General features: G+C 37.4%; 17 protein-coding genes and 1 pseudogene. 15 read left to right on the top strand and 3 right to left on the bottom strand.

The genetic code is table 11. The features are described from left to right. The first annotated feature begins 16 nt into the window (after nt 1–16). The 13 genes from BWD162_RS00175 to truB all read left to right on the top strand — a co-directional run bounded on the left by BWD162_RS00175 (nt 17) and on the right by truB (nt 14,127). Nucleotides 17–1,117 (top strand): PhoH family protein, encoded by a 1,101-nt coding sequence (locus BWD162_RS00175; RefSeq protein WP_078704921.1) that lies wholly within the window; start codon nt 17–19, stop codon nt 1,115–1,117. A 19-nt stretch (nt 1,118–1,136) separates the two neighbouring features. Continuing rightward, entirely contained in the window at nt 1,137–1,613 is a 477-nt protein-coding gene (gene ybeY / locus BWD162_RS00170) for an rRNA maturation RNase YbeY (RefSeq protein ID WP_078704920.1), read from the top strand. A gap of 99 nt (nt 1,614–1,712) precedes the next feature. After that, nucleotides 1,713–2,738 carry a hemolysin family protein gene (locus BWD162_RS00165; RefSeq protein WP_078704919.1) on the top strand — a complete coding sequence of 342 codons (1,026 nt, stop codon included), beginning with the start codon at nt 1,713–1,715 and terminating at the stop codon, nt 2,736–2,738. A 7-nt stretch (nt 2,739–2,745) separates the two neighbouring features. Further along, complete coding sequence (gene lnt / locus BWD162_RS00160) at nt 2,746–4,335, top strand: apolipoprotein N-acyltransferase (protein WP_078704918.1); 1,590 nt, start codon at nt 2,746–2,748, stop codon at nt 4,333–4,335. A 148-nt stretch (nt 4,336–4,483) separates the two neighbouring features. Then, the gene (locus tag BWD162_RS00155; RefSeq protein WP_078704917.1) at nt 4,484–4,894 is read left to right on the top strand and encodes a helix-turn-helix domain-containing protein; all 411 of its coding nucleotides are present in this window, start codon (nt 4,484–4,486) and stop codon (nt 4,892–4,894) included. A gap of 134 nt (nt 4,895–5,028) precedes the next feature. After that, nucleotides 5,029–6,297, top strand: a complete 1,269-nt coding sequence (gene metK, locus BWD162_RS00150; protein ID WP_078704916.1) for a methionine adenosyltransferase — start codon at nt 5,029–5,031, stop codon at nt 6,295–6,297. After that, nucleotides 6,294–6,995: a tRNA (guanine(46)-N(7))-methyltransferase TrmB gene (gene trmB / locus BWD162_RS00145; RefSeq protein ID WP_078704915.1), complete on the top strand. Its 702-nt coding sequence runs from the start codon at nt 6,294–6,296 to the stop codon at nt 6,993–6,995. The genes metK and trmB overlap by 4 nt, the downstream gene beginning before the upstream one ends. Before the next feature lie 142 nt (nt 6,996–7,137). Continuing rightward, nucleotides 7,138–7,758, top strand: coding sequence for a ribosome maturation factor RimP (gene rimP, locus BWD162_RS00140; RefSeq protein WP_078706096.1), 621 nt, complete (start codon nt 7,138–7,140; stop codon nt 7,756–7,758). A 54-nt stretch (nt 7,759–7,812) separates the two neighbouring features. Continuing rightward, on the top strand, nt 7,813–9,426 hold the full coding sequence (nusA, locus tag BWD162_RS00135; protein WP_078704914.1) for a transcription termination factor NusA: 1,614 nt from the start codon (nt 7,813–7,815) through the stop codon (nt 9,424–9,426). Between the two features lie 21 nt (nt 9,427–9,447). Beyond that, nucleotides 9,448–10,083: an RNA-binding protein gene (locus BWD162_RS00130; protein ID WP_078704913.1), complete on the top strand. Its 636-nt coding sequence runs from the start codon at nt 9,448–9,450 to the stop codon at nt 10,081–10,083. After that, nucleotides 10,080–12,626: a translation initiation factor IF-2 gene (gene infB / locus BWD162_RS00125; RefSeq protein WP_078704912.1), complete on the top strand. Its 2,547-nt coding sequence runs from the start codon at nt 10,080–10,082 to the stop codon at nt 12,624–12,626. Before BWD162_RS00130 ends, infB begins: the two co-directional genes overlap by 4 nt. Before the next feature lie 126 nt (nt 12,627–12,752). Further along, nucleotides 12,753–13,160 carry a 30S ribosome-binding factor RbfA gene (gene rbfA / locus BWD162_RS00120; RefSeq protein WP_078704911.1) on the top strand — a complete coding sequence of 136 codons (408 nt, stop codon included), beginning with the start codon at nt 12,753–12,755 and terminating at the stop codon, nt 13,158–13,160. A gap of 4 nt (nt 13,161–13,164) precedes the next feature. Beyond that, entirely contained in the window at nt 13,165–14,127 is a 963-nt protein-coding gene (gene truB / locus BWD162_RS00115) for a tRNA pseudouridine(55) synthase TruB (protein ID WP_078704910.1), read from the top strand. A 108-nt stretch (nt 14,128–14,235) separates the two neighbouring features. Here truB and BWD162_RS00110 read toward each other — a convergent pair whose 3' ends face one another. Next, nucleotides 14,236–15,864, bottom strand: a complete 1,629-nt coding sequence (locus BWD162_RS00110; protein WP_078704909.1) for an MFS transporter — start codon at nt 15,862–15,864, stop codon at nt 14,236–14,238. A gap of 298 nt (nt 15,865–16,162) precedes the next feature. Between BWD162_RS00110 and rpsO the strand changes: the two genes are divergently transcribed. Together rpsO and pnp are read left to right on the top strand one after the other, a co-directional pair. After that, on the top strand, nt 16,163–16,432 hold the full coding sequence (gene rpsO, locus BWD162_RS00105) for a 30S ribosomal protein S15 (RefSeq protein ID WP_078704908.1): 270 nt from the start codon (nt 16,163–16,165) through the stop codon (nt 16,430–16,432). 229 nt (nt 16,433–16,661) lie between these two features. Beyond that, nucleotides 16,662–18,863, top strand: coding sequence for a polyribonucleotide nucleotidyltransferase (pnp, locus tag BWD162_RS00100; protein ID WP_078704907.1), 2,202 nt, complete (start codon nt 16,662–16,664; stop codon nt 18,861–18,863). 1,087 nt (nt 18,864–19,950) lie between these two features. Here the strand turns inward: pnp and hslU are convergent. Both hslU and hslV read right to left on the bottom strand, forming a co-directional pair. Beyond that, on the bottom strand, nt 19,951–21,261 hold the full coding sequence (gene hslU / locus BWD162_RS00095) for an ATP-dependent protease ATPase subunit HslU (protein ID WP_078704906.1): 1,311 nt from the start codon (nt 21,259–21,261) through the stop codon (nt 19,951–19,953). Then, a pseudogene (hslV, locus tag BWD162_RS00090) lies at nt 21,262–21,844 on the bottom strand (ATP-dependent protease subunit HslV). Between the last annotated feature and the right edge of the window lie 17 nt (nt 21,845–21,861).

The raw sequence follows: 21,861 nt of genomic DNA, 5'->3' as shown, positions 1-21,861 counted from the left end.
AACACAGGAGAATAGGTTGAAAGTATCAACCGAAAAACCAAAACACATTAAAAAGGCAATAAATGCCTCCCCCAAAAACATTAATATCTTTGAAAAAACGAGCTTGTCGGAAACTGATCATATTGTTTTAACTTTTGAAAATAACAACTATGCAAAAATGGTTTTTGGAAAATTCGATGAAAATCTTTCTTATATTGAACAAAAACTCGGACTTAACATTTACCCGCGCGGTAACAAAGTTTCAATCCGTGGAAGTGCTGCTGCTACAAAACACGCGCAATATGCATTAGGCCAGCTCTATAAACTAGCAAAAACACGTCAAGAGCTTACTTTATCAGATACAGAAAGTGCACTCGCTATGGCAAATTTGCCAAATGAAAAGCAAAAGTCTCCAAAAACAATTCAATCTACGACAAAACATGTACCAATACAGTTGAGCACTCATAAAAAAACAATCTATCCCCGCACCCCAACACAAGAGGCTTATCTACGAGCAATGGAGTGTTCTGAACTTGTTTTTGGTATAGGTCCAGCAGGAACCGGCAAAACATATCTTGCTGTTGTTCACGCTGTAACGCTCTTAGAGCGCGGTATTATTGAACGAATTATCCTCTCACGTCCTGCAGTTGAAACTGGGGAACGTCTTGGTTTTCTTCCTGGTGACCTCAAAGAAAAAGTTGATCCCTATTTACGCCCGCTTTATGATGCCCTTTACGATATGATGTCTGCTGAAAAGGTAGAACGCATTTTAGCTTCTGGAGTCATAGAAATTGCTCCTCTCGCTTTTATGCGCGGACGAACACTTGTTCATTCAGCTATCATCCTTGATGAAGCACAAAATACTACGCCCATGCAGATGAAAATGTTCCTCACACGTCTTGGAGAAGGAGCACGTGTTGTTGTTACAGGTGATATAAGCCAAATTGATCTTCCTGCAGGACAAAAGTCAGGCTTAATGGAAGCAATTCGCATTCTCTCAGATATAGAAAATATTTCGATCATTCGTTTTGACGAAAAAGATATTGTACGCCATCCTCTTGTTGCTGCTATTGTGCGTGCTTATGATCGCGATTCTGGCAAACAAACAAAAAAGTATCATTCTAATGATCTTGATTAAAAAATGAATTAAATCCATCATGATTACTATTGATATAACCATTGAAGATGCTGAATGGGATAATGAGGATGTACTTTATAATATCACCACAAAAGCATTAACAACCACAATGCACCATTTATCATTAAACAAAGTAACAAGTGAACTCAGCTTGCTTTTTACAAATGACGATCACATAGCACAAATCAATGCACAATGGCGCTCTCAAAATAAACCTACAAATGTTTTATCCTTTCCTGCTTTTCCTCTTAAAGTTGGACAAAGCCCTAAACTTATGCTCGGTGATATTATCATTGCGAGAGAAACTATTATACGAGAAGCAAAAGAAGAAGGGAAATCATTTCAAGATCACCTGACACATATAATTGTTCATGGACTCCTCCATCTTCTTGGTTACAATCATGAAACAAATGATGAAGCTAATCAAATGGAAAAACTAGAAAGAGAAATCCTCCAAAAACTTTCCATAAAAAATCCCTATACTGAGTTGCTTTAAAATGATAAAAATCGAACTTTAGAAACCGATATTACACAATAAAACTTAAAGCATCTTATGCATTATTATAAAAAGTAAGGCCTAGAAAATCTTAGAACCATGGTGGATAAAATTAATACACACAATAATAACCAAATATCTTCTCATATTGAAGGAGCCTCTTCTCAACGAACAAATCATATAGAAAAACATTCATTTCTAAGCCATTTGTTTTCATTCTTACGTGGACGTAATTCCACATCACTGCGTGATGATTTAACTGATGCCCTTGCTGCCCACAATGAAGATGACGCTACACTCTTTTCGCCTGAAGAGCGTATTATGTTGTATAATATCTTACGTTTGCGTGAAACACGCATTGATGATGTGATGATTCCACGCTCTGAAATTGAAGCATTAGAAATAAATACCCCTCTTGGGGAAGCTCTCGAATATTTCGAAAAAATTGGCTATTCCCGTATGCCTGTTTATGCTGAAACTTTAGATGATCCACGAGGTATAATCCATATTCGCGATATCCTTAGTCACATAACCCGCTTTATTACCAGTTCAGCTTCTAACAAAAATGGACAAAAATCTGTTCCACTTCAATTAAGCTATACGGAGGATTTACGTACCCCAATTGGTAAACTAGATCTCATTCGAACAGTTCTATTTGTTCCAAGTTCCATGCTTGCTAGTAAATTATTAACGCGTATGCAAGCCACACGAACACAAATGGCTTTGGTTATTGATGAATATGGTGGCACAGATGGTTTAGTTTCTATGGAAGATATTGTTGAACTCATCGTTGGTGATATTGAAGATGAACACGACAATATTAATCATGTTATTGTACGTGAACCCGATAATAAATGGCTTATTGATGCAAGAACTGAATTAGAAGATGTGGAAAAGGCTCTCGGTCCTGATTTCATTGTAGGAGAATACGGTGATGAAGTCGATACTATTGGTGGTTTGATTGTTTCCATTCTTGATCGTATTCCTTCAAAAGGTGAAATCATTGAAGCTATACCTGGTTACAGATTCCGTATTTTAGAAGCTGATAAACGCCGGATTAAGCGATTACGCATTATTCGTACCCTAGAAAATGAGCATTTAGAAGAAGCTACTTCAAAAGGGTGATGGTCAAGTGCTTTTTAATAAGCTCACAGCTCTCTTACTTTCTATTACTGGTTGGAAACAACAAATATGTGTTTTTTTATGCGGTGCACTCACATCCTTTGCACTCCCACCTTTTTATCTAACACCTGTTAGTTTTTTAACTTTTCCTGTCTTCGTTATCTTACTTGATGCAATCAATGCTACTCAAAATCTCAAAAAACGCCTTTTGATAAGTGCACTAACTTGCGGAAATTTCGGTTTTGGTTATTTCGTTTGCAGCCTTTGGTGGACAAGCAATGCTTTATTGATAGATCCGATTGCTTATGCCTGGGGAGTACCATTTGTTATTTTGGGCCTTCCCGCTTATCTTGCTCTCTATTGGGTTTTTGCTGGTCTTATTGTTGGTTGGTTATGGACTAAAGGGATAGCGCGCTTCTTCGTTCTTGCTTTTGCATTGGGGCTAGCAGAATGGTTGCGCGCTATTTTGTTTACAGGATTTCCATGGAACGCTCTTGGTTATACGGCTATGCCAACCCCGATACTCATGCAATCAGATGTAATTGTAGGACTTTACGGAATGAATATTCTTGCTGTTTTAGTCTATAGTTTACCTACAGTTTTATTCACAAATGAAAAAAAGAAATTCGCGCTTGTTCTTTGTTTTTTACTTATATTAGCACATAGTGTCTTTGGATTTTATCGACTGAATACAGCACCTAATATCGTCGATTATCAAAAAAGCAATTATTGGGTACGCATTGTTCAACCTTCCATTCAACAAAACAAAAAATTAGACAATGTTACACCTGAAGATATATTCACAGCTCATCTAAACTTAAGTATAATGTCAGGAACTGATCAAACCTTAAAGCCTGACTTTATTGTATGGCCTGAAACATCCGTTCCTTACATTCTCACAGGCACTTCTGCTATCATAATGCGCATCGCCTCACTTCTTAAGCCACAACAATGGGCTATCATTGGTGCTGTACGAGCCAATACTGATTTCCATAATACCCAAACACAATATTTTAACACAATTGAAGTCATTGACGCCAAAGGCAAGATTCTTAATGCTTCCGATAAACTTCATCTGGTCCCCTTTGGTGAATATCTTCCCTATCAAAATTTATTAAATAAAATTGGATTAAACGCCATTGCTGATAAAATTGGTGGATATAGTTCTGCTAGAGTGCGTCAAACTGTCATGATGCCAAATGGATTTTCTTATCTTCCTCTTATTTGCTATGAAGCCATATTTCCTCATGAAATGACTTTTAAAGGCCCTCCTCCTCAGGCAATTATCAATGTTACAAATGATGCGTGGTTTGGTATAACGCCTGGCCCATATCAACATTTTCAGCAAGCACGGCTGCGTGCAGTTGAACTAGGAATACCTCTTATACGAGCAGCCAACAATGGAATATCAGCTGTGATCGACCCTTATGGACGAATCGTTGATGCTCTTGAACAAAATGCTATTGGTTTTCTTGATTCTCCGGTTCCATCGCCAATTATTCCAATATGGAACAATGAATACAGAATATTCTCTACTTTCATCTTATTTATTCTTATGCTATTGTGCCGTATTAGTTTTGGCTTTACAAGACGACCTTAATGATTGAGTGCTTATGTACAATATCATGTTATACGTACCAGTAACGTTGGGGAAAAGTATTACATATTATCCTAATTTATGATAAACTAACTTTACGTGCATCTAATATTGATTTGGAAACAAAGCGCTGGAAATAAAGAGTTGTAGTATGACCGAAACTAGAAAAAAGCCCGATCCAATAGATGTTTATGTTGGCACTCGTATTCGTTTACGTCGTAATATGTTAGGTCTTACCCAAGAAAAACTAGGTGAGCAATTAGGTATTACTTTTCAGCAAATCCAGAAATATGAAAAAGGTACAAACCGTGTTGGTGCAAGTCGCCTTCAAGCAATTGCAGAAATTATGGATGTTCCTGTTTCTTATTTTTTTGATAAAGGCATTACTCAATCCGTAGAAGGCTTTGCTGAAAGCGAAAGTAATTTTATGGATTTTTGCTCTAGCAGCGAAGGAATCCAATTAATGCGTGCTTTTACTAATATACTTGATGCTAAAGTACGTCGAAAAATCATTGATTTAGCAAAAGCTCTTTCTGAAGAAGATCAAAAAAATAAATTATAAGAATAAAAATTATATTTTTCCTTTAATATCGCCTCATAAATTAGCATTGAGGATTTGCCGTAGAATTGGCAAATAGAGAAAACTTTAAATAAATAATAAGAAAATGCCGGTTTTCTTTTTTTGAGAGAGTTTCTATGCTGCATCAAAATTATTTTTTCACTAGTGAATCAGTATCCGAAGGACATCCTGACAAAATCTGTGATCGTATTTCGGATGAAATCGTGGATATGATTTATAAAGAAGCGGAGAAAACTGGAACTGATCCATGGTTAATGCGAATCGCTTGTGAAACTTTAGTAAGCATAAATCGCGTGGTTATTGCTGGTGAGGTACGTGTTCCTGATACACTCTTAAAAAGAGATAAAAATGGGGAATTTATTTACGATAAAATCGGTTCTCCTATCATCAACCCTACTCATTTTCGTGCAGTTGCGCGTCAAGCTATTCGTGCAATTGGTTATGAACAGACAGGTTTTCATTGGAAAACGGTTAAAATTGATGTTCTTTTGCGTCAACAATCAGCTGATATTGCACAAGCAGTTGATAATGCAACTGATTGTCAAGGCCAAGAGGGAGCAGGCGATCAAGGTATTATGTTTGGATATGCTTGCCGTGAAACACCAGCCCTTATGCCTGCACCAATTTATTATGCGCACAAAATCTTAGAGCTTCTTGCTATAGCGCGCCATAAAAAAGAGGGAGAAGCAGGAAAGCTAGGGCCTGACGCTAAAAGCCAAATAACAATACGATATAAAAATGGAAAACCTATAGAGGTAACATCTATCGTTCTTTCAACACAACATTTAGATGAAAACTGGAATTCAAATAAAGTACAAGCAGTGGTTGAGCCTTATATTCGTCAAGCTTTACGTGATATTCCTATTTCTGATGAATGCAGTTGGTATATTAACCCAACAGGCAAATTTGTTATTGGTGGCCCTCAAAGTGATGCAGGGCTAACAGGACGCAAAATCATTGTTGATACGTATGGTGGCGCAGCACCCCATGGTGGAGGGGCGTTTTCAGGTAAAGACACAACAAAAGTTGATCGTTCTGCAGCATATGCTGCACGCTATTTAGCTAAGAATATTGTTGCAGCTGATTTAGCAGAACGGTGCACTATTCAACTTTCTTATGCAATTGGTGTTGCACAACCCTTATCTATTTACCTTAACCTTCACGGAACAGGAAAAGTAGACGAAAATACTATTGAAACCACAATCCGCAAAATAATGGATCTTTCACCAACAGGCATCCGAAAACACCTTGGTCTTAATAAACCTATTTATGCTAAAACAGCTGCTTATGGCCATTTTGGACGCAAACCAGAACATGATGGTTCATTTTCATGGGAAAAAACTGATCTGATTGCAACACTTAAATCAATGATTAAAGTACCATGATTGCAGATAAAACACGTATAAGCGAAGCTTTTTTTGGTCGCCGACAAGGAAAGCGACTACGAAACAATCAACTTGCGTGTATAAAAACGCTACTCCCTACTCTTAACATTGATTTAAATAAACCCGCACCCTTAGAGTTAACATCTTTATTTGTTAATCAAGTAAAGGAAGTCCGACTTGAAATTGGTTTTGGTGGAGGTGAAAATTTGATTTATGAAATGGAACGTTTTCCACAAACTGGTTTTATTGGCGTAGAACCCTTTATTAATGGTATGGCAAAAATATTGGTCCATATTGAAAAACACACACATTATCAAAATCATCTTCGCCTTTATGATAATGATGCCATACAACTTCTTGATTGGCTGCCAATAGCATCGCTTGATGGAATAGACCTTTTTTATCCTGATCCATGGCCTAAAAAAAAGCATTGGAAACGACGATTTATCAATGTAAAAAACCTTAATCGTTTTGCTCGAGTGCTTAAAACAGGTAAAAAATTTCGTTTTGCCAGCGATATAGATACTTACGTCAATTGGACCCTATATCACTGCACACATCATAATAGTTTTGAATGGCAAGTAGAAAGTCCTCAAGATTGGAAAGCCCCCTACCCATCATGGCAAAGCACCCGTTATGAAGCAAAAGCTTTGCGCGAAGGTAGAACTCCTGCTTATCTTACTTTTATTAGAAAATAGGTAATGAAACACTTTACATGGATAACTTGAAAAACTTTAAATTTAAGAATATAATAAGGTAGATTCTTAATCTTAGGATAAGGAGTGGGTTATTTGGACCCACTCTTTTTTAATATCAGTGGGGTAGAACAACTTGAATGATATAAACGAAACTGAAAGAATGAATAACATCGATGAGCCTCGTTTGTTTGAAGAAGATGGCATCGAAGGGCGTGTGGCTACTCTTGTCTCACCATTACTCCAACCTTTAAGTTATCGTTTAATTCGCGTAAAACTCTCTGGTTTAAATGGTCTAACTCTTCAGATTATGGCTGAGCGCACTGATGGTACCATGACAATAGAAGATTGCGAAATTATTAGCCGCACTATTTCGCCTTTTCTTGATGTGCAAAATGTTATTGAACGAAAATATCATTTGGAAATTTCATCTCCTGGTATTGATCGCCCATTGGTAAGAAAATCTGATTTTTTCAAGTGGCAAGGACATATTGTGAAAATTGAAACTAGTGTTGTTATTAATGGACGCCAGAAATTTCGTGGCATACTAACCAACATTACACAAAATAGCTTTACCTTAAATATCGATAAAGCTTCTCACGGAGAAATAACGGATGTTTTGATTCCCTTCGCTGATGTTACGAATGCACGTCTAGTACTCACTGATGAACTTATTCGTGATGCACTGAAAAAAGATAAAAATTTACGTCAACAGCTAGTCCCTGAAGACAATCTCAGCACTTTAATCGAAAAAACAAACTGTTAAAATTAATATTAATTAGGATCATTCCGCTTGGATGGTATAAAAAGGAGAAAATCTATGGCTATAAGCGCTAACAGGCTTGAACTTCTGCAAATCGCAGATGCTGTTGCACGCGAAAAGTCAATTGACCGTGAAATTGTCATTTCTGCAATGGCCGATGCTATACAGAAAGCAGCGCGTTCACGCTATGGTCAAGAAACCAATATCCGTGCTGAGATTAATTCTAAAACAGGTGAAATCAAATTACAGCGTTTGCTTCAAGTTGTTGACATCGTCGAAGATTATACAACTGAAATTGCTTTATCCGACGCCCTAAAACACCAAGACGATATAAAAGTGGGTGATTTTTTTTGTGACCCTTTACCTCCTATGGATTTCGGACGCATTGCAGCACAATCTGCTAAACAGGTTATTGTACAAAAAATACGTGATGCAGAACGTGATCAACAATTTGAAGAATTCAAAAATAAAGTTGGTGAAATAATCTCTGGTACAGTTAAACGTGTAGAATATGGTAATGTCATTGTCGATCTAGGACGTGGAGAAGCTATAATACGACGTGATGAACTAATTCCTCGTGAGTCCTTTCACTATGGAGATCGGATTCGTGCTTTTGTCAATGACGTACATCGTGAACCGCGAGGACCGCAAATTTTCCTTTCGCGTACACACCCTCAATTTATGGCAAAACTTTTTACCATGGAAGTACCAGAAATTTACGATGGTATTATAGAAATTAAATCTGTTGCACGTGATCCAGGTTCGCGTGCTAAAATTGCTGTCGTTTCACGTGATGGCTCAATTGATCCTGTTGGAGCATGCGTTGGCATGCGGGGAAGTCGGGTTCAAGCTGTTGTTGCAGAATTGCAAGGAGAAAAAATTGATATTATTCCTTGGTCACCTGATGCTGCAACATTTATTGTCAATGCACTACAGCCTGCTGAAGTTTCAAAAGTCGTCCTCGATGAAGAGGCAGAACGTATTGAGGTTGTTGTCCCTGATGACCAACTCAGTCTCGCTATTGGGCGACGTGGGCAAAATGTTCGTTTAGCTTCGCAATTAACAGGGTGGAGCATTGATATCTTAACAGAACAAGAAGAATCCGAAAATCGCCAAAAAGAATTTAATGAACGCAGTAAGCTTTTCATGGAATCCTTAGATGTTGATGAAATGGTCGGACAAGTTATGGCATCAGAAGGCTTTGCTTCAATTGAAGAAATTGCCTATGTTGATCTTGAAGAAATTGCTTCTATTGATGGTTTTGATCGTGAAACTGCTTCAGAAATTCAAAGCCGTGCACGTGAATACCTAGAACACAAAGAAAAAGAATTAGATGAAAAACGTAAAAAACTCGGTGTTGCTGATGAATTGCGAGAACTTCCTGGTATGACAAGTGCGATGTTGGTCGCTATTGGTGAAGATGGTATTAAAACAATAGACGATTTTGCAGGTTATGCAGTTGACGATTTAATTGGTTGGCGAGAACGCAAAGGAGGTCAAGTTCAGAACTTCTCTGGTATCTTAACCCCATTTGATATTACACGTACTGATGCAGAAGCTATGATTTTAGCTGCACGTGTGCAAGCAGGTTGGATATGTCAAACTGATTGTGTCGCAGAAAATTCTACAGAAAATGAGAAAATAAATACCGTGGATGAAGACACACTTTAAATGATGGGAAACACACTTTAAATGAATGAGCGAACCTGCATTGTGACAAAGAAGAGTGCTTCAGCGACAGCGTTGATCCGCTTTGTCGTTGGTCCAAACAATCAAATTATCCCCGATCTTAAAGCTAATTTGCCTGGGCGTGGTATTTGGGTCTCTGCTCATTATAATATTATTGAAGAAGCAATTAAACGTAAAGCTTTTAGCAAAAATCTTAAAACAGATGTGGAGGTTGCTTCAAATCTTGCTAATATTGTGGATAAACTTCTCCTAAAATCTGCCCTTGGAAGCCTTTCTATGGCGCGAAAAGCAGGTGCTGTTGTTACAGGTTTAACCAAAGTTGATTCCGCTATCCGCTCTGGTCAGGTTGCTCTCATACTTCATGCAAAAGAAGCTACGGAAGATAGTAAACGGAAAATTTTACAAGCAATCTATGCAATACAACAGAAAACGAATCAGGATATAAAAGTTTTATCTTTATTTACAAGCAATGAAATGAGTGTGGCTTTTGGAACTAATCTTGTGATACATGCAGCCTTATTGAATACAAAATCTGCAGAGGGTTTTAGCAAAACGATAAATAAATTGATTGCCTATCGTGATGAGAAACACAATAAGCCTTGTGAGATGACGGCAAAAGCCGTGAAGGAAATACAATGAGTGAAAACAATAATGACAAGATAACAGCTAAAAAGACGCTGACTCTCAAACGAACAGGGCTGGAAACTAGTATGGTCAAACAAAATTTTAGTCATGGCCGTACAAAAGCTGTAGTTGTCGAAACTAAACGACGTAAAATTACACGCCCTGATGAAAAAGCTGAAACACCATTGTCAATTACTAAACCGCATGTGGCTCAACAACGCTCCAAGCCGCGGTTTGAAGAAAAAGTAACTAGTAAACCTACAACCCAAAAATCTGTGGCTCAAAGTAATCTTTCATCAACTGAAATAGAAGCAAGGTTTCGTGCTTTAGAAGAAGCAAAAATCCAAGAACAGATAACACGTCAACAAGCTGAAGAAAAAGAAAAGCACACCAAAGAACGTGAAAATTTACGTTTACAAGCTGCTCAAGAAACAACAAGACAACAAGACAATCAACGCACTGTAGTACAGCCTCAACCTTTCTCTCCTGCTGTCTCTTTAATAGAACCAACAGAATCAACAAAGGTAGCTGCCCCATTTAAAAATACAGCTTCAATCGAAAAACGCACCATAGACGACAATGAAGATGAAGAAAAACGTAACCGTCGCACTAATCTTTCCAAATCAGAAATACGTGCACCTAAAGCTATGAAAGGTGCCGATGAGCGTCGCCGTGGAAAACTCACCCTTAATAGTGCATTAGATGAAGAAGGCAGTGCACGTGGTCGTTCAATGGCCGCAATGCGCCGTAGACAAGAAAAATTTAAACGCGCACAAAATCAAGAACCACGGGAAAAAATTTCTCGTGAAGTTATTCTTCCTGAAACTATTACCATCCAAGAACTTGCGCAACGTATGGCTGAACGCTCTGTTGATGTTATTAAATTTCTGATGAAACAGGGTCAAATGATGAAGCCCGGTGATGTTATTGATGTAGATACTGCCGAGCTTATCGCAATTGAATTTGGTCATACAGTTAAATGTGTCTCGGAATCGGATGTAGAAGAAGGTATCTTTAATATAGCTGATGATCCTCAAAAAATGCGGCAACGTCCACCAGTGGTAACAATTATGGGCCATGTCGATCACGGAAAAACGTCTTTGCTCGATGCTATTCGCAAAGCTAATGTTGTATCTAATGAAGCAGGTAGTATTACACAACATATTGGTGCTTATCAAATTGAACAGAATGGTCAGAAGATTACCTTTATCGATACACCCGGACACTCTGCCTTTACAGCCATGCGTGCTCGAGGTGCTCAAATCACTGATATTGCCATTCTGGTAATAGCTGCAGATGATAGTATTATGCCGCAAACAATTGAATCAATCAATCATGCAAAAGCTGCTGGTGTGCCTATTATTGTTGCCATAAATAAAACTGATAAACCAACTGCTGATGCACAAAAAGTACGCACAGAACTTATGCAACACGAAGTTTTCGTGGAATCCATGGGCGGGGAAACCTTAGAAGTTGAGGTTTCTGCTAAAACTGGTCAAAATCTTGATAAACTTCTAGAAGCTATTCTCCTTCAAGCTGAAATTCTTGACCTGAAAGCAGATCCAGAACGAACTGCAGAGGGTATTGTTATTGAAGCAAAACTTGATCGAGGACGTGGATCCATTGCAACTGTTCTTATTCAAAAAGGTACATTGCATCTTTCCAATATTATCGTAGCAGGTAATGAATGGGGTCGTGTTCGTGCCTTGATTGACGATCATGGTAACCATATTAAAGAAGCAAGCCCTTCTACACCGGTCGAAATTTTAGGTATGCAAGGTACACCGCAAGCTGGTGATCGTTTTGCTGTTGTAGTGAATGAAGAAAAAGCGCGTGAAATTTCTGAATATCGTCAACGATTAGCACGTGACAAAGCTGTAGCACGAAAAGCTGGTTCTCGGGGTTCTCTTGAACAAATGATGACAAAACTGCAAACTGCTGGTATAAAAGAATTTCCGCTTATTATTAAAGGAGATGTGCGGGGATCTATTGAAGCGATTGCATCAGTATTAGAAAAGCTAGGAAATGAGGAAGTACGTGCGTGTATTGTTCATTCTGGTACTGGGGGAATTACTGAAAGTGATATTTCTCTTGCTGTAGCATCTAATTCTGCTGTTATTGGCTTTAATATTCGAGCTAATAAACAAGTGCGTGATCTTGCTGTAGCTCAAGGAATCGAAATTCGTTATTATAACATCATTTACGATCTTGTTGACGATGTCAAAGCGGCCATGTCAGGATTACTTTCACCAGAAAAACGTGAAACGTTTCTTGGTAATGCTGAAATTTTGGAAGTCTTTAACATTACAAAAATTGGAAAAGTTGCTGGTTGTCGAGTTACAGAAGGTAAAATAGAACGAGGAGCAAATGTTCGTCTCATTCGAGATAATATTGTTATTCATGAAGGAAAACTTAAAACGCTTAAACGTTTCAAAGATGAAGTCAATGAAGTACAAGTTAGCCAAGAATGTGGGATAGCATTTGAAAATTATGAAGATACGCGTATAGGCGATATTATTGAAATTTTCCGAGTAGAACACATTAATCGCACATTATAAAATTACTTGATAACTTTTCTTTTTATCAAATGAGAGAAGTTATTGAATTTACAGATGGTATCTCTTTTCTTTTTAATTTTTTAAAAAGTAAAGAGAAGAGAAATTATAATAAAGGTTATGAGTTCAATGAAAAACACAGGCCCATCACAACGGCAATTAAGAGTGGGAGAACAAGTTCGCCACGTGTTAGCTCATATACTGCAACGAGATATTCTACTTGATGATGTCTTAAAAGGTGTTGTTATTTCTATCTCTGAAGTACGTATGTCAGCAGATCTGAAAATTGCCATATGCTTTATTTCTCTGCTCAGTACTGTTCACAATATTTCTCATACTGCTATTATAGAAGTCCTGAATAAACATAGTCGTTTTATCCGTAAAGAAATTAGCCATCAATTGCGACAAATGAAATACATGCCTGAATTACATTTTCGGTTTGATAGCAGTTTTGATAATTTTTCAAAAATTGATGCTCTACTCCATTCACCTGAAGTAGCACGCGATCTTCTTCATAATAACGAGCCTGAAAATTAAAAACATGGCACAACAACGTAAAAAAAAAGGTCGTTCTATCTCTGGTTGGATAATTCTTGATAAACCAAAAGGAATGAAATCAACAGAAGCTGTTTCACAAATCAAATGGCTCTTTAATGCACAAAAAGCAGGTCATGCAGGTACGCTTGATCCTCTTGCTTCTGGTATGTTACCTATTGCATTAGGAGAAGCAACCAAAACTATTCCTTATGTTATGGAAGGTGTAAAAACCTATCACTTTCACGTAGCTTGGGGAGAAGAACGCTCAACAGATGATCTTGAAGGTGAAGTAATTAAAACAGCGGCTCAACGTCCAACACAAGAAGATATCCTCGCCCTTTTACCCAAATATACAGGTGTTATTTTACAAACACCTCCAAAATTTTCTGCAATTAAAATTGCTGGTAATCGTGCTTATGATCTGGCCCGTGCAGGGGAAATTGTTGAAATTCCACCTCGCGAAGTGAAAATTGAATCCCTCAAATTTACTGGAACGACCACACAAGGACATTCCATTTTTGAAATAACATGCGGAAAAGGAACATATGTACGCTCCTTAGCACGCGATATGGGATGTGATCTTGGTTGTTATGGATATATTGCTGACTTACGCCGTATCGCAGTAGCTCCTTTTAATGAAAATGATCTCATTCCGTGGAATAAATTAGAAGTAGCCGTAACACATAAAGACGAAAAAGATGAAAATTATACATTTTCCAAACGGAATTTCTCTATACTTGATGAACTACTAACTGAAACAAAGGCCGCATTAGTTCATCTCCCTCATTACACCATAAACGAAAATCAAGTACAGCATTTAAGAACGGGCAATCCAGTATTCTTATGTAATCAAAATGCATCCGTTGATAAAAATGATGTTTGTATAGTCCATAAAGACAAACTTCTCGCTATAGGTACTATTGAAAAAAACCAATTCACACCAAAACGTATTTTCACAAATAAATGAACTTTTTTCTACCTGCGATAACCTCTTGTGGAACAAAGTATTCTCCCACACTTATTACGAATAATTGATCCACTTTACCACTTCATAATCTAAACCGTTCTACTAAGATCATTGCTCTGTAGAAAGCTTCAAATATACCTCATCAGCCTGTGGTATTGTTTGCCACTCAATCATACGGTGTACTCTTATACCATCGGGTGCACAATTTAATCGACTAAGATGTTTATTCACTTCTGCATCTGCTTTTATAGCCCGATAATTATGGCGTAAATAATCTACCCATGTTGGCATATGATAAACTTCTGTCCAATAGCCAGGTTTTTCAAGGTTACGTACAAGAGCCCACTGGCGAGCGCCATCACGCCGGCGAATATGGCGACGACGTGCCATAACTTCAAGAAACTCTTTGAGATCATTTTCATTAATTTGATAATCAATCATAATCATGATAGGACCACTGCGTGCTTCCAAGTCAAGCAAAAGTTGTGGTTCTTTAAATTGATCAAGTGGATCAAAATCTATCTGAGGAATTTCTTGAATTTTAAACTTTATGCCTGCAAGAGCCCCTAAAATTAAGAAGAGAGCACAAACACTCAAAGCCACTGTTGGAGAATAAGCATCAGCAAATACACCCCAGATCACACTACCAACTGCCATACCGCCATAAGATGCAGTTTGATAAAGTGCTAAAGCACGCGCAACAACCCAGCGTGGTGTGGAAAGCTGTACAGATGTATTAAACAGTGATAACGCTAAAACCCAGAACAAACCGGCAGGAAATAAAACAAGATGACTTACAACAATTGAACGACTCCCTGCTAAAACAAAGCAAACAAAAGAAAAGCCAATAAATGAAGTTGCAACAATCATCTCTGAACTAAAATAATGCCGTATATACGAATTAACAACGCCAGCTGTAATCGCACCTATACCAAAACAACCAAGTAACGTACCGTAGAGAAGGGCGCTTCCCCCAAGAATTTCACATGCAATAATTGGTAACAGAGCAGAAACCGAAATTGTCCCGATACCAAAAAGAAATGCTCTGGCCATAACGTTTAAAAGATTAGGCGACATCACAACATAACGCAAACCATCTGCTATAGCCCCTAAAAATTTCTCTCGCGGCAGTGGTAATGTATTGGTCTTATAGTTGGGTTTCCATAAAAATAAAGCACTCGTTAAAGGAATATAACTCATAGCATTCAATAAAAAAGCAACCGTTCCACCTAAAGTAGCAATGACAGCTCCTCCGATAGCAGGACCTATACTGCGCATTAAATTAAAGCCAATACTATTTAGAGTAACAGCAGTAGGGATATTTTCTCTACTGACAATATCCCCCATTGTTGCTTGCCAAGCAGGATTATGAAAAGCAAGCCCACACCCAATCAAAAATGTAAAGCACAGTAAAAGCCAAGGCGTTATCAATCCTAAATAGGATAAAACAGTCAAATTAATTGATACAATTATCATAACTATTTGTGCAAATAACATAATCTGACGCCGATTAAAATTATCGGCTAATGCTCCTGCCATCAGAGAAAAAACAACAAGTGGTAATACTGTAGCACCTTGAACAAGCCCAACCATGAAATGCGATGAACTAATCAAAGTCATCAACCAGCTTGCCCCTACAGCTTGTATAACAACCCCCAAATTAAAAATGAGAGTCGCTGACCATAAATTTCGAAACATTGGATTTTGAAAAAGCTCTAACATTGAAATTTTCTGCATCTTTTGTCTCCAAATCGGCAGTCTAATCTTCTTTTTACCATAAATACATTGCGCAAAGCTGTAATCTTTTTCTCAAATAGATATGCCATATTTCATAAAATAGCCTTAAACTAAAAAACTTTATTTCTAAAGAAGATTTTCAAGATACTTTCAAGGACTAGTATTTTATTCTTCTTTCTTATATAAATACCAAAGCAGGTAAGAATTTTTGTTCTTCTTGTTTTTTCATAGACCCTTGCTGGACGACATCTCGGCTATGGGTGACTGTTGTTTCCTCATTTTTTGAAAGGATGATATGATGTCGATTACAGCTGAACGTAAACACGCTCTCATTACAGAATATGCAACTAAAACCGGTGATACAGGCTCGCCAGAAGTGCAAGTTGCTGTTCTTTCTGAACGTATTTCTAATTTAACTAATCATTTTAAATCTCACAAAAAGGACAATCATTCTCGTCGTGGCCTTTTAAAGATGGTTTCTAAACGCCGTCGTCTTCTTGATTATCTTAAAGAAATTGACCAAGATCGCTATCAGATATTGATCGGAAAGTTAGGCTTGCGTCGCTAAAATAAAGTAAATGGATGTTTTTATAAAAAACATCCATTTATGTCAGCTTACTGCTTTCATCTTCAAAATTGATAAAAATTTTCATAAGGCAGATTGCCAGTTGCTTCGTATCTCAATTGTGATTTATTCTTATTTTTGCGAAAAAAACAGAAGCATCTTGTTGTCTTGTCCGCATTTAAAAGTAAACATACAAAACTAGAACGTGAACACTGGCCATTAAGGATAAAAAATGTTTAAAACCCATAAGGTAGAAATTGAATGGGCCGGTCGGCCACTCATCCTCGAAACAGGAAAAATTGCACGTCAAGCTGATGGTGCAGTTATTGCAACCTACGGTGAAACCATCGTATTAGCAACTGTCGTTTCAGCAAAAAATCCAAAACCAGATCAAGATTTTTTTCCATTAACCGTCAATTATCAAGAAAAAACCTATGCTGTCGGTAAAATACCAGGTGGCTACTTTAAACGCGAAAGCCGACCGAGTGAAAATGAGACATTGATCTCACGTTTGATTGATCGTCCGATTCGTCCTCTTTTTGTCGACGGTTATAAGAATGACACTCAAGTCATTGTCTCTGTTATACAGCATGATTTAGAAAACAACCCTGATATTCTTGCTATGATCGCATCTTCTGCTGCATTAACTTTATCAGGTATTCCTTTTGTAGGTCCTATTGCTGGTGCTCGCGTTGGTTATTGTAATGGGCAATATGTTCTCAATCCTCACATTGATGAAATGCCCGAATCAAAACTCGATCTTGTCGTCGCTGGAACAGAAAATGCCGTGTTAATGGTTGAATCAGAAGCACAAGAATTACCTGAAGATGTCATGCTTGGCGCTGTTATATTTGGTCAAAAAGGTTTTCAACCCGTTATTGACGCTATCATTAAACTTGCCGAAGTCGCTGCAAAAGAACCACGCGATTTTATTCCAGAAGATTTGTCTGACCTTGAAACAACTATGCTTGAAATGGTCGAAAAAGACCTCCAAAAAGCTTATACAATCACCGATAAACAAGAACGTCACACTGCAATTGATGTTATTAAAACAGAAGTTGTCGACAAATTTATGTCGAAAATAGAGGAAAATTGTGAATTTAATGCTGATCAAATTGCCACTGTTTTCAAGCATTTACAGGCTAAAATTGTTCGCCAAAATATTCTTGATACTGGAAAACGTATTGATGGACGTACCCTTTCAACTGTACGTTCAATTCAATCAGAAGTTGGTATTTTACCTCGTGCACACGGATCAGCGCTGTTTACCCGCGGCGAAACACAAGCACTTGTTATCGTAACCTTGGGAACAAGTGAAGATGAACAATATATTGACTCATTAACAGGAACGTACAGAGAAACATTCTTACTCCATTACAATTTCCCGCCTTTTTCAGTAGGTGAAACAGGGCGTATTAGTTCTCCTGGTCGTCGAGAAATTGGCCACGGTAAATTGGCATGGCGTGCTATTCACCCAACATTGCCGACAAAAGATTCTTTCCCTTACACTATTCGTGCTGTGTCAGAAATTACTGAATCTAATGGATCATCTTCAATGGCAACTGTCTGCGGAACTTCACTTGCTCTCATGGATGCGGGTGTTCCTTTGGCTCGCCCTGTTGCGGGTATTGCAATGGGTCTGATTAAAGAAGGCGAACGTTTTGCTATTTTGTCTGATATTTTAGGTGATGAAGATCACCTTGGTGATATGGACTTCAAAGTAGCAGGTACAAAAAATGGTATCACGTCTTTGCAAATGGACATTAAAATTGATGGTATTACTGAAGAAATTATGAAAATAGCACTTGAACAAGCTAAAGATGGTCGAATCCATATTCTCAATGAAATGTCAAAAGCTCTAACTAGTGCACGTGATGAATTAAGCGAATTCTCTCCGCGTATAGAAATGATGAACATTCCTGTAGATAAAATTCGCGATGTTATTGGTACTGGCGGAAAAGTAATTCGAGAAATCGTTGAACAAACCGGAGCTAAAATTAATATTGAAGATAATGGAGCAATTAAAATCGCTTCTACCGACGCTAAAGCCATTGAGGCAGCAAAACGTTGGATTCATTCGATTGTTGATGAACCTGAAATTGGTGCTATCTATCAAGGAACAGTTGTAAAAACTGCAGAATTTGGTGCATTTGTAAACTTTTTTGGCTCACGTGATGGACTCGTTCATATTTCCCAACTAGCATCAGAACGCGTAGAAAAAACAACTGATATCGTTAAAGAAGGTGATAAAGTTTGGGTTAAATTAGTGGGCTTTGATGAACGCGGTAAAATCCGACTATCGATGAAAGTTGTTGACCAACAAACCGGAAAAGAAATTGCTTTCGATGATTCAATAAAGGTAGAAAAAGAAAATAGTTCTGATAAAAAAAGTAATACTGAACGCAAACGCCGCAGTAAGAAAAAAGAAAATTGAGCTTTTTTTATTATCATGAAAAAAATGCTATCTTCATATTAGGATAACATTTTTTTTGAAAGAACCCAATGTGCCACTGTTGTTACCTTTAAAAATATAATTTTTTCAACTTAACCCAAATTAATATTGGTTATTTTTCGATTTAATTAAGGTACTCAATGAATATAAGTACAAACTTTCAAATTATAATTGTCTTAATGACTAAATTTCTTAAAATCTATCAATGTCAAATTTCGCCGCTTTTGTAAGCGAGCTAAACTTTTGCTTATAATGGTGTATTTTTACAATTTGATAAATACCGTGATTTTCACTAAAAATTACTTCTTGGATTTGTCTAAATGAGTCAAACCAAATAGATAAATTGTCATCAACAAAGATAAAAAGCCGCAAAGAACATCACTTCAATAATGAAATAGGTAAATTATATTAGTGATAAATTACCCAAAATCACAGCTTTGTATTTTAATTTCAAGTATTACAATCTAAAAATAGATAGGTATAATATTTTATCGTTTTGTTCATTAGCACTCAGTCTTGAAAATAAACTTCATAACGTTTCTGGCATGTTTTTACAGTCGTTACTGTTCCAGAAGCTGTCATATTTTCTGTTTTGTATATTTCTGGAAAAACTTTTAATTTAGTAGCCAGTTAAAGTTTCTTTTCCGGTACAAGCATTTAAAAAATAACTAAAACTAGTTGCACTTAATCTTTATAAAATCAATTATAATGTTCTAAAAGTAATCAAAAACACGTGTAATAATTAATAGCCATTACTTTTATGGTTTTTTGTTATGATGATCTTGTTTACGGGCTTATCATAGATTTTCATAATACAATTATTTCAAACCCACTGCCTCACACAACAAAATATAAATATTCTCATCTTAAGAAAGAAAATATTACAATTATCAATACTTGAAAAATCCTTCAAATAAGGAAGCAGTTTATTTTATTGTTATCAACCACTAGGCTACTTTGTGAAAGAGTGTAGACAACTCTTTCACAAAGTTTCAATATATAAAAAGCACGCAGTTTTAAAAGTTATCCGAAGTACATCTACAAAAAGATGATAAACAAGCAATAACCCTTAAAGAATAAAACGTGAAAGATCGACATCAGCAGCTAAATCACCTATAGATTGTTTGACATAAGCAGCATCAACTTTAAATGAAGTACCAGCTTTATCAGGTGCTGTAAAAGAAATTTCATCTAGAACACGTTCCATTACTGTTTGCAAGCGACGTGCCCCAATATTTTCAATCCTTGCGTTTAAATCAACAGCAATATCAGCTAAAGCATCAATTGCATCATCTGTAATTTCTAAATGAACCTCTTCTGTTGCCATTAAAGCAATATATTGCTTTATCAAACTTGCTTCAGGTTCAGTAAGAATACGCCGTAAATCTTCCCTTGTTAAAGCATTTAACTCTACGCGTATAGGCAAACGACCTTGAAGCTCTGGCAACAAATCAGATGGCTTGGATACATGAAATGCACCAGAAGCAATAAAAAGGATATGATCTGTTTTTATTTGCCCATATTTAGTAGAAACTGTTGTTCCTTCAACTAAAGGCAAAAGATCCCGCTGGACCCCTTCACGTGAAACAGTAGCGCCTGCTCCACCATCTCTGGTCGCAATTTTATCAATCTCATCAATGAAAACAATTCCATCATTTTCAGTAACACGCAATGCTTCTTGAATAATTTGATCCTGATCAAGAAGTTTTTCAGATTCATCATCAATTAATGGTTTAAAAGCATCTTTCACGGTTGTTTTGCGGATTTTTGTACGAGTCCCCATTTTGCCAAAAATATCTGATAAATTCATAATGCCCATTTGTGCACCAGGCATACCAGGAATATCAAAGGTGGGAGTACCATTACTACTATTGTCAGCTACTTCAATCTCAATTTCTTTGTCATCCAATTCACCTTCGCGTAATTTTTTACGAAAACTATCACGTGTAGCAGGACTTGCCGTTTTGCCAACAAGAGCGTTTAAAACCCGCTCTTCAGCGTTCATATGGGCTTTAGCTTTCACCTCATCCCGCTTTTTCTCTCGTACAAGAGAAATTGCTATTTCAACAAGATCACGAATAATTTGTTCAACATCACGCCCAACATAACCAACTTCGGTAAATTTAGTAGCTTCTACTTTAACAAAAGGTGCTCCAGCAAGTTTTGCCAATCGACGTGCTATTCCTGTCTTACCAACACCTGTTGGCCCTATCATTAAAATATTTTTCGGCATAACTTCTTCACGCATTTGTCCTTCAAGTTGTTGCCGACGCCACCGATTACGCAAGGCAATAGCAACAGAACGTTTAGCGTCTTTCTGACCAATAATAAAACGATCAAGTTCAGAAACAGTTTCGCGAGGAGAAAATACAACACACATTCAAATAGCTTTCTCTAAAGAATTATAACTCTGTATCCAATGTTTCAATTGTGAAATTGCCATTGGTATAAACACAAATTTCAGCAGCAATGTTCATCGCTTTACACGCAATAGCTTTTGCGTCCAAATCTGTATCTATGAGTGCCCGTGCAGCCGATAAAGCAAAATTGCCCCCAGAACCAATTGCCATGATTCCATCTTCTGGTTCTAATACATCTCCAAGGCCTGTTAAAGCCAAAGTTACCTTTTTATCAGCTACAAGCATCATTGCTTCAAGACGACGCAAATAGCGATCAGTTCGCCAATCTTTTGCAAGCTCTACGCACGCACGCATGAGCTGATCAGGATACTGTTCAAGCTTAATTTCCAATCTTTCCAACAATGTGAAAGCATCTGCTGTCGCACCTGCAAAACCAGCAATAACCGTTCCACCCTTCCCAAGACGACGCACTTTACGTGCATTGCCTTTCATAATCGTTTGCCCAAGTGAAACTTGACCATCACCAGCCATAACGACTTTGTCGCCCTTTCGTACAGTAACGATAGTCGTACCATACATTCTATCAGACTTATGTTCTGCCATTAAGAAAACTCCTTAAT

The organism is Bartonella sp. WD16.2, assembly GCF_002022505.1.
GTDB lineage: Bacteria > Pseudomonadota > Alphaproteobacteria > Rhizobiales > Rhizobiaceae > Bartonella.
The sequence above is the reverse complement of the archived record's forward strand: the minus strand, read 5'-3'. Positions and strand labels throughout refer to the sequence as shown.

Excerpts from the sequence above, each read along its gene's own strand:
- ybeY (WP_078704920.1), top strand. The coding sequence starts at position 1,137 with ATGATTACTATTGATATAACCATTGAAGATGCTGAATGGGATAATGAG.
- BWD162_RS00165 (WP_078704919.1), top strand. The coding sequence starts at position 1,713 with ATGGTGGATAAAATTAATACACACAATAATAACCAAATATCTTCTCAT.
- BWD162_RS00155 (WP_078704917.1), top strand. The coding sequence starts at position 4,484 with ATGACCGAAACTAGAAAAAAGCCCGATCCAATAGATGTTTATGTTGGC.
- metK (WP_078704916.1), top strand. The coding sequence starts at position 5,029 with ATGCTGCATCAAAATTATTTTTTCACTAGTGAATCAGTATCCGAAGGA.
- trmB (WP_078704915.1), top strand. The coding sequence starts at position 6,294 with ATGATTGCAGATAAAACACGTATAAGCGAAGCTTTTTTTGGTCGCCGA.
- nusA (WP_078704914.1), top strand. The coding sequence starts at position 7,813 with ATGGCTATAAGCGCTAACAGGCTTGAACTTCTGCAAATCGCAGATGCT.
- BWD162_RS00130 (WP_078704913.1), top strand. The coding sequence starts at position 9,448 with ATGAATGAGCGAACCTGCATTGTGACAAAGAAGAGTGCTTCAGCGACA.
- infB (WP_078704912.1), top strand. The coding sequence starts at position 10,080 with ATGAGTGAAAACAATAATGACAAGATAACAGCTAAAAAGACGCTGACT.
- rbfA (WP_078704911.1), top strand. The coding sequence starts at position 12,753 with ATGAAAAACACAGGCCCATCACAACGGCAATTAAGAGTGGGAGAACAA.
- truB (WP_078704910.1), top strand. The coding sequence starts at position 13,165 with ATGGCACAACAACGTAAAAAAAAAGGTCGTTCTATCTCTGGTTGGATA.
- BWD162_RS00110 (WP_078704909.1), bottom strand. The coding sequence starts at position 15,864 with ATGCAGAAAATTTCAATGTTAGAGCTTTTTCAAAATCCAATGTTTCGA.
- rpsO (WP_078704908.1), top strand. The coding sequence starts at position 16,163 with ATGTCGATTACAGCTGAACGTAAACACGCTCTCATTACAGAATATGCA.
- pnp (WP_078704907.1), top strand. The coding sequence starts at position 16,662 with ATGTTTAAAACCCATAAGGTAGAAATTGAATGGGCCGGTCGGCCACTC.
- hslU (WP_078704906.1), bottom strand. The coding sequence starts at position 21,261 with ATGTGTGTTGTATTTTCTCCTCGCGAAACTGTTTCTGAACTTGATCGT.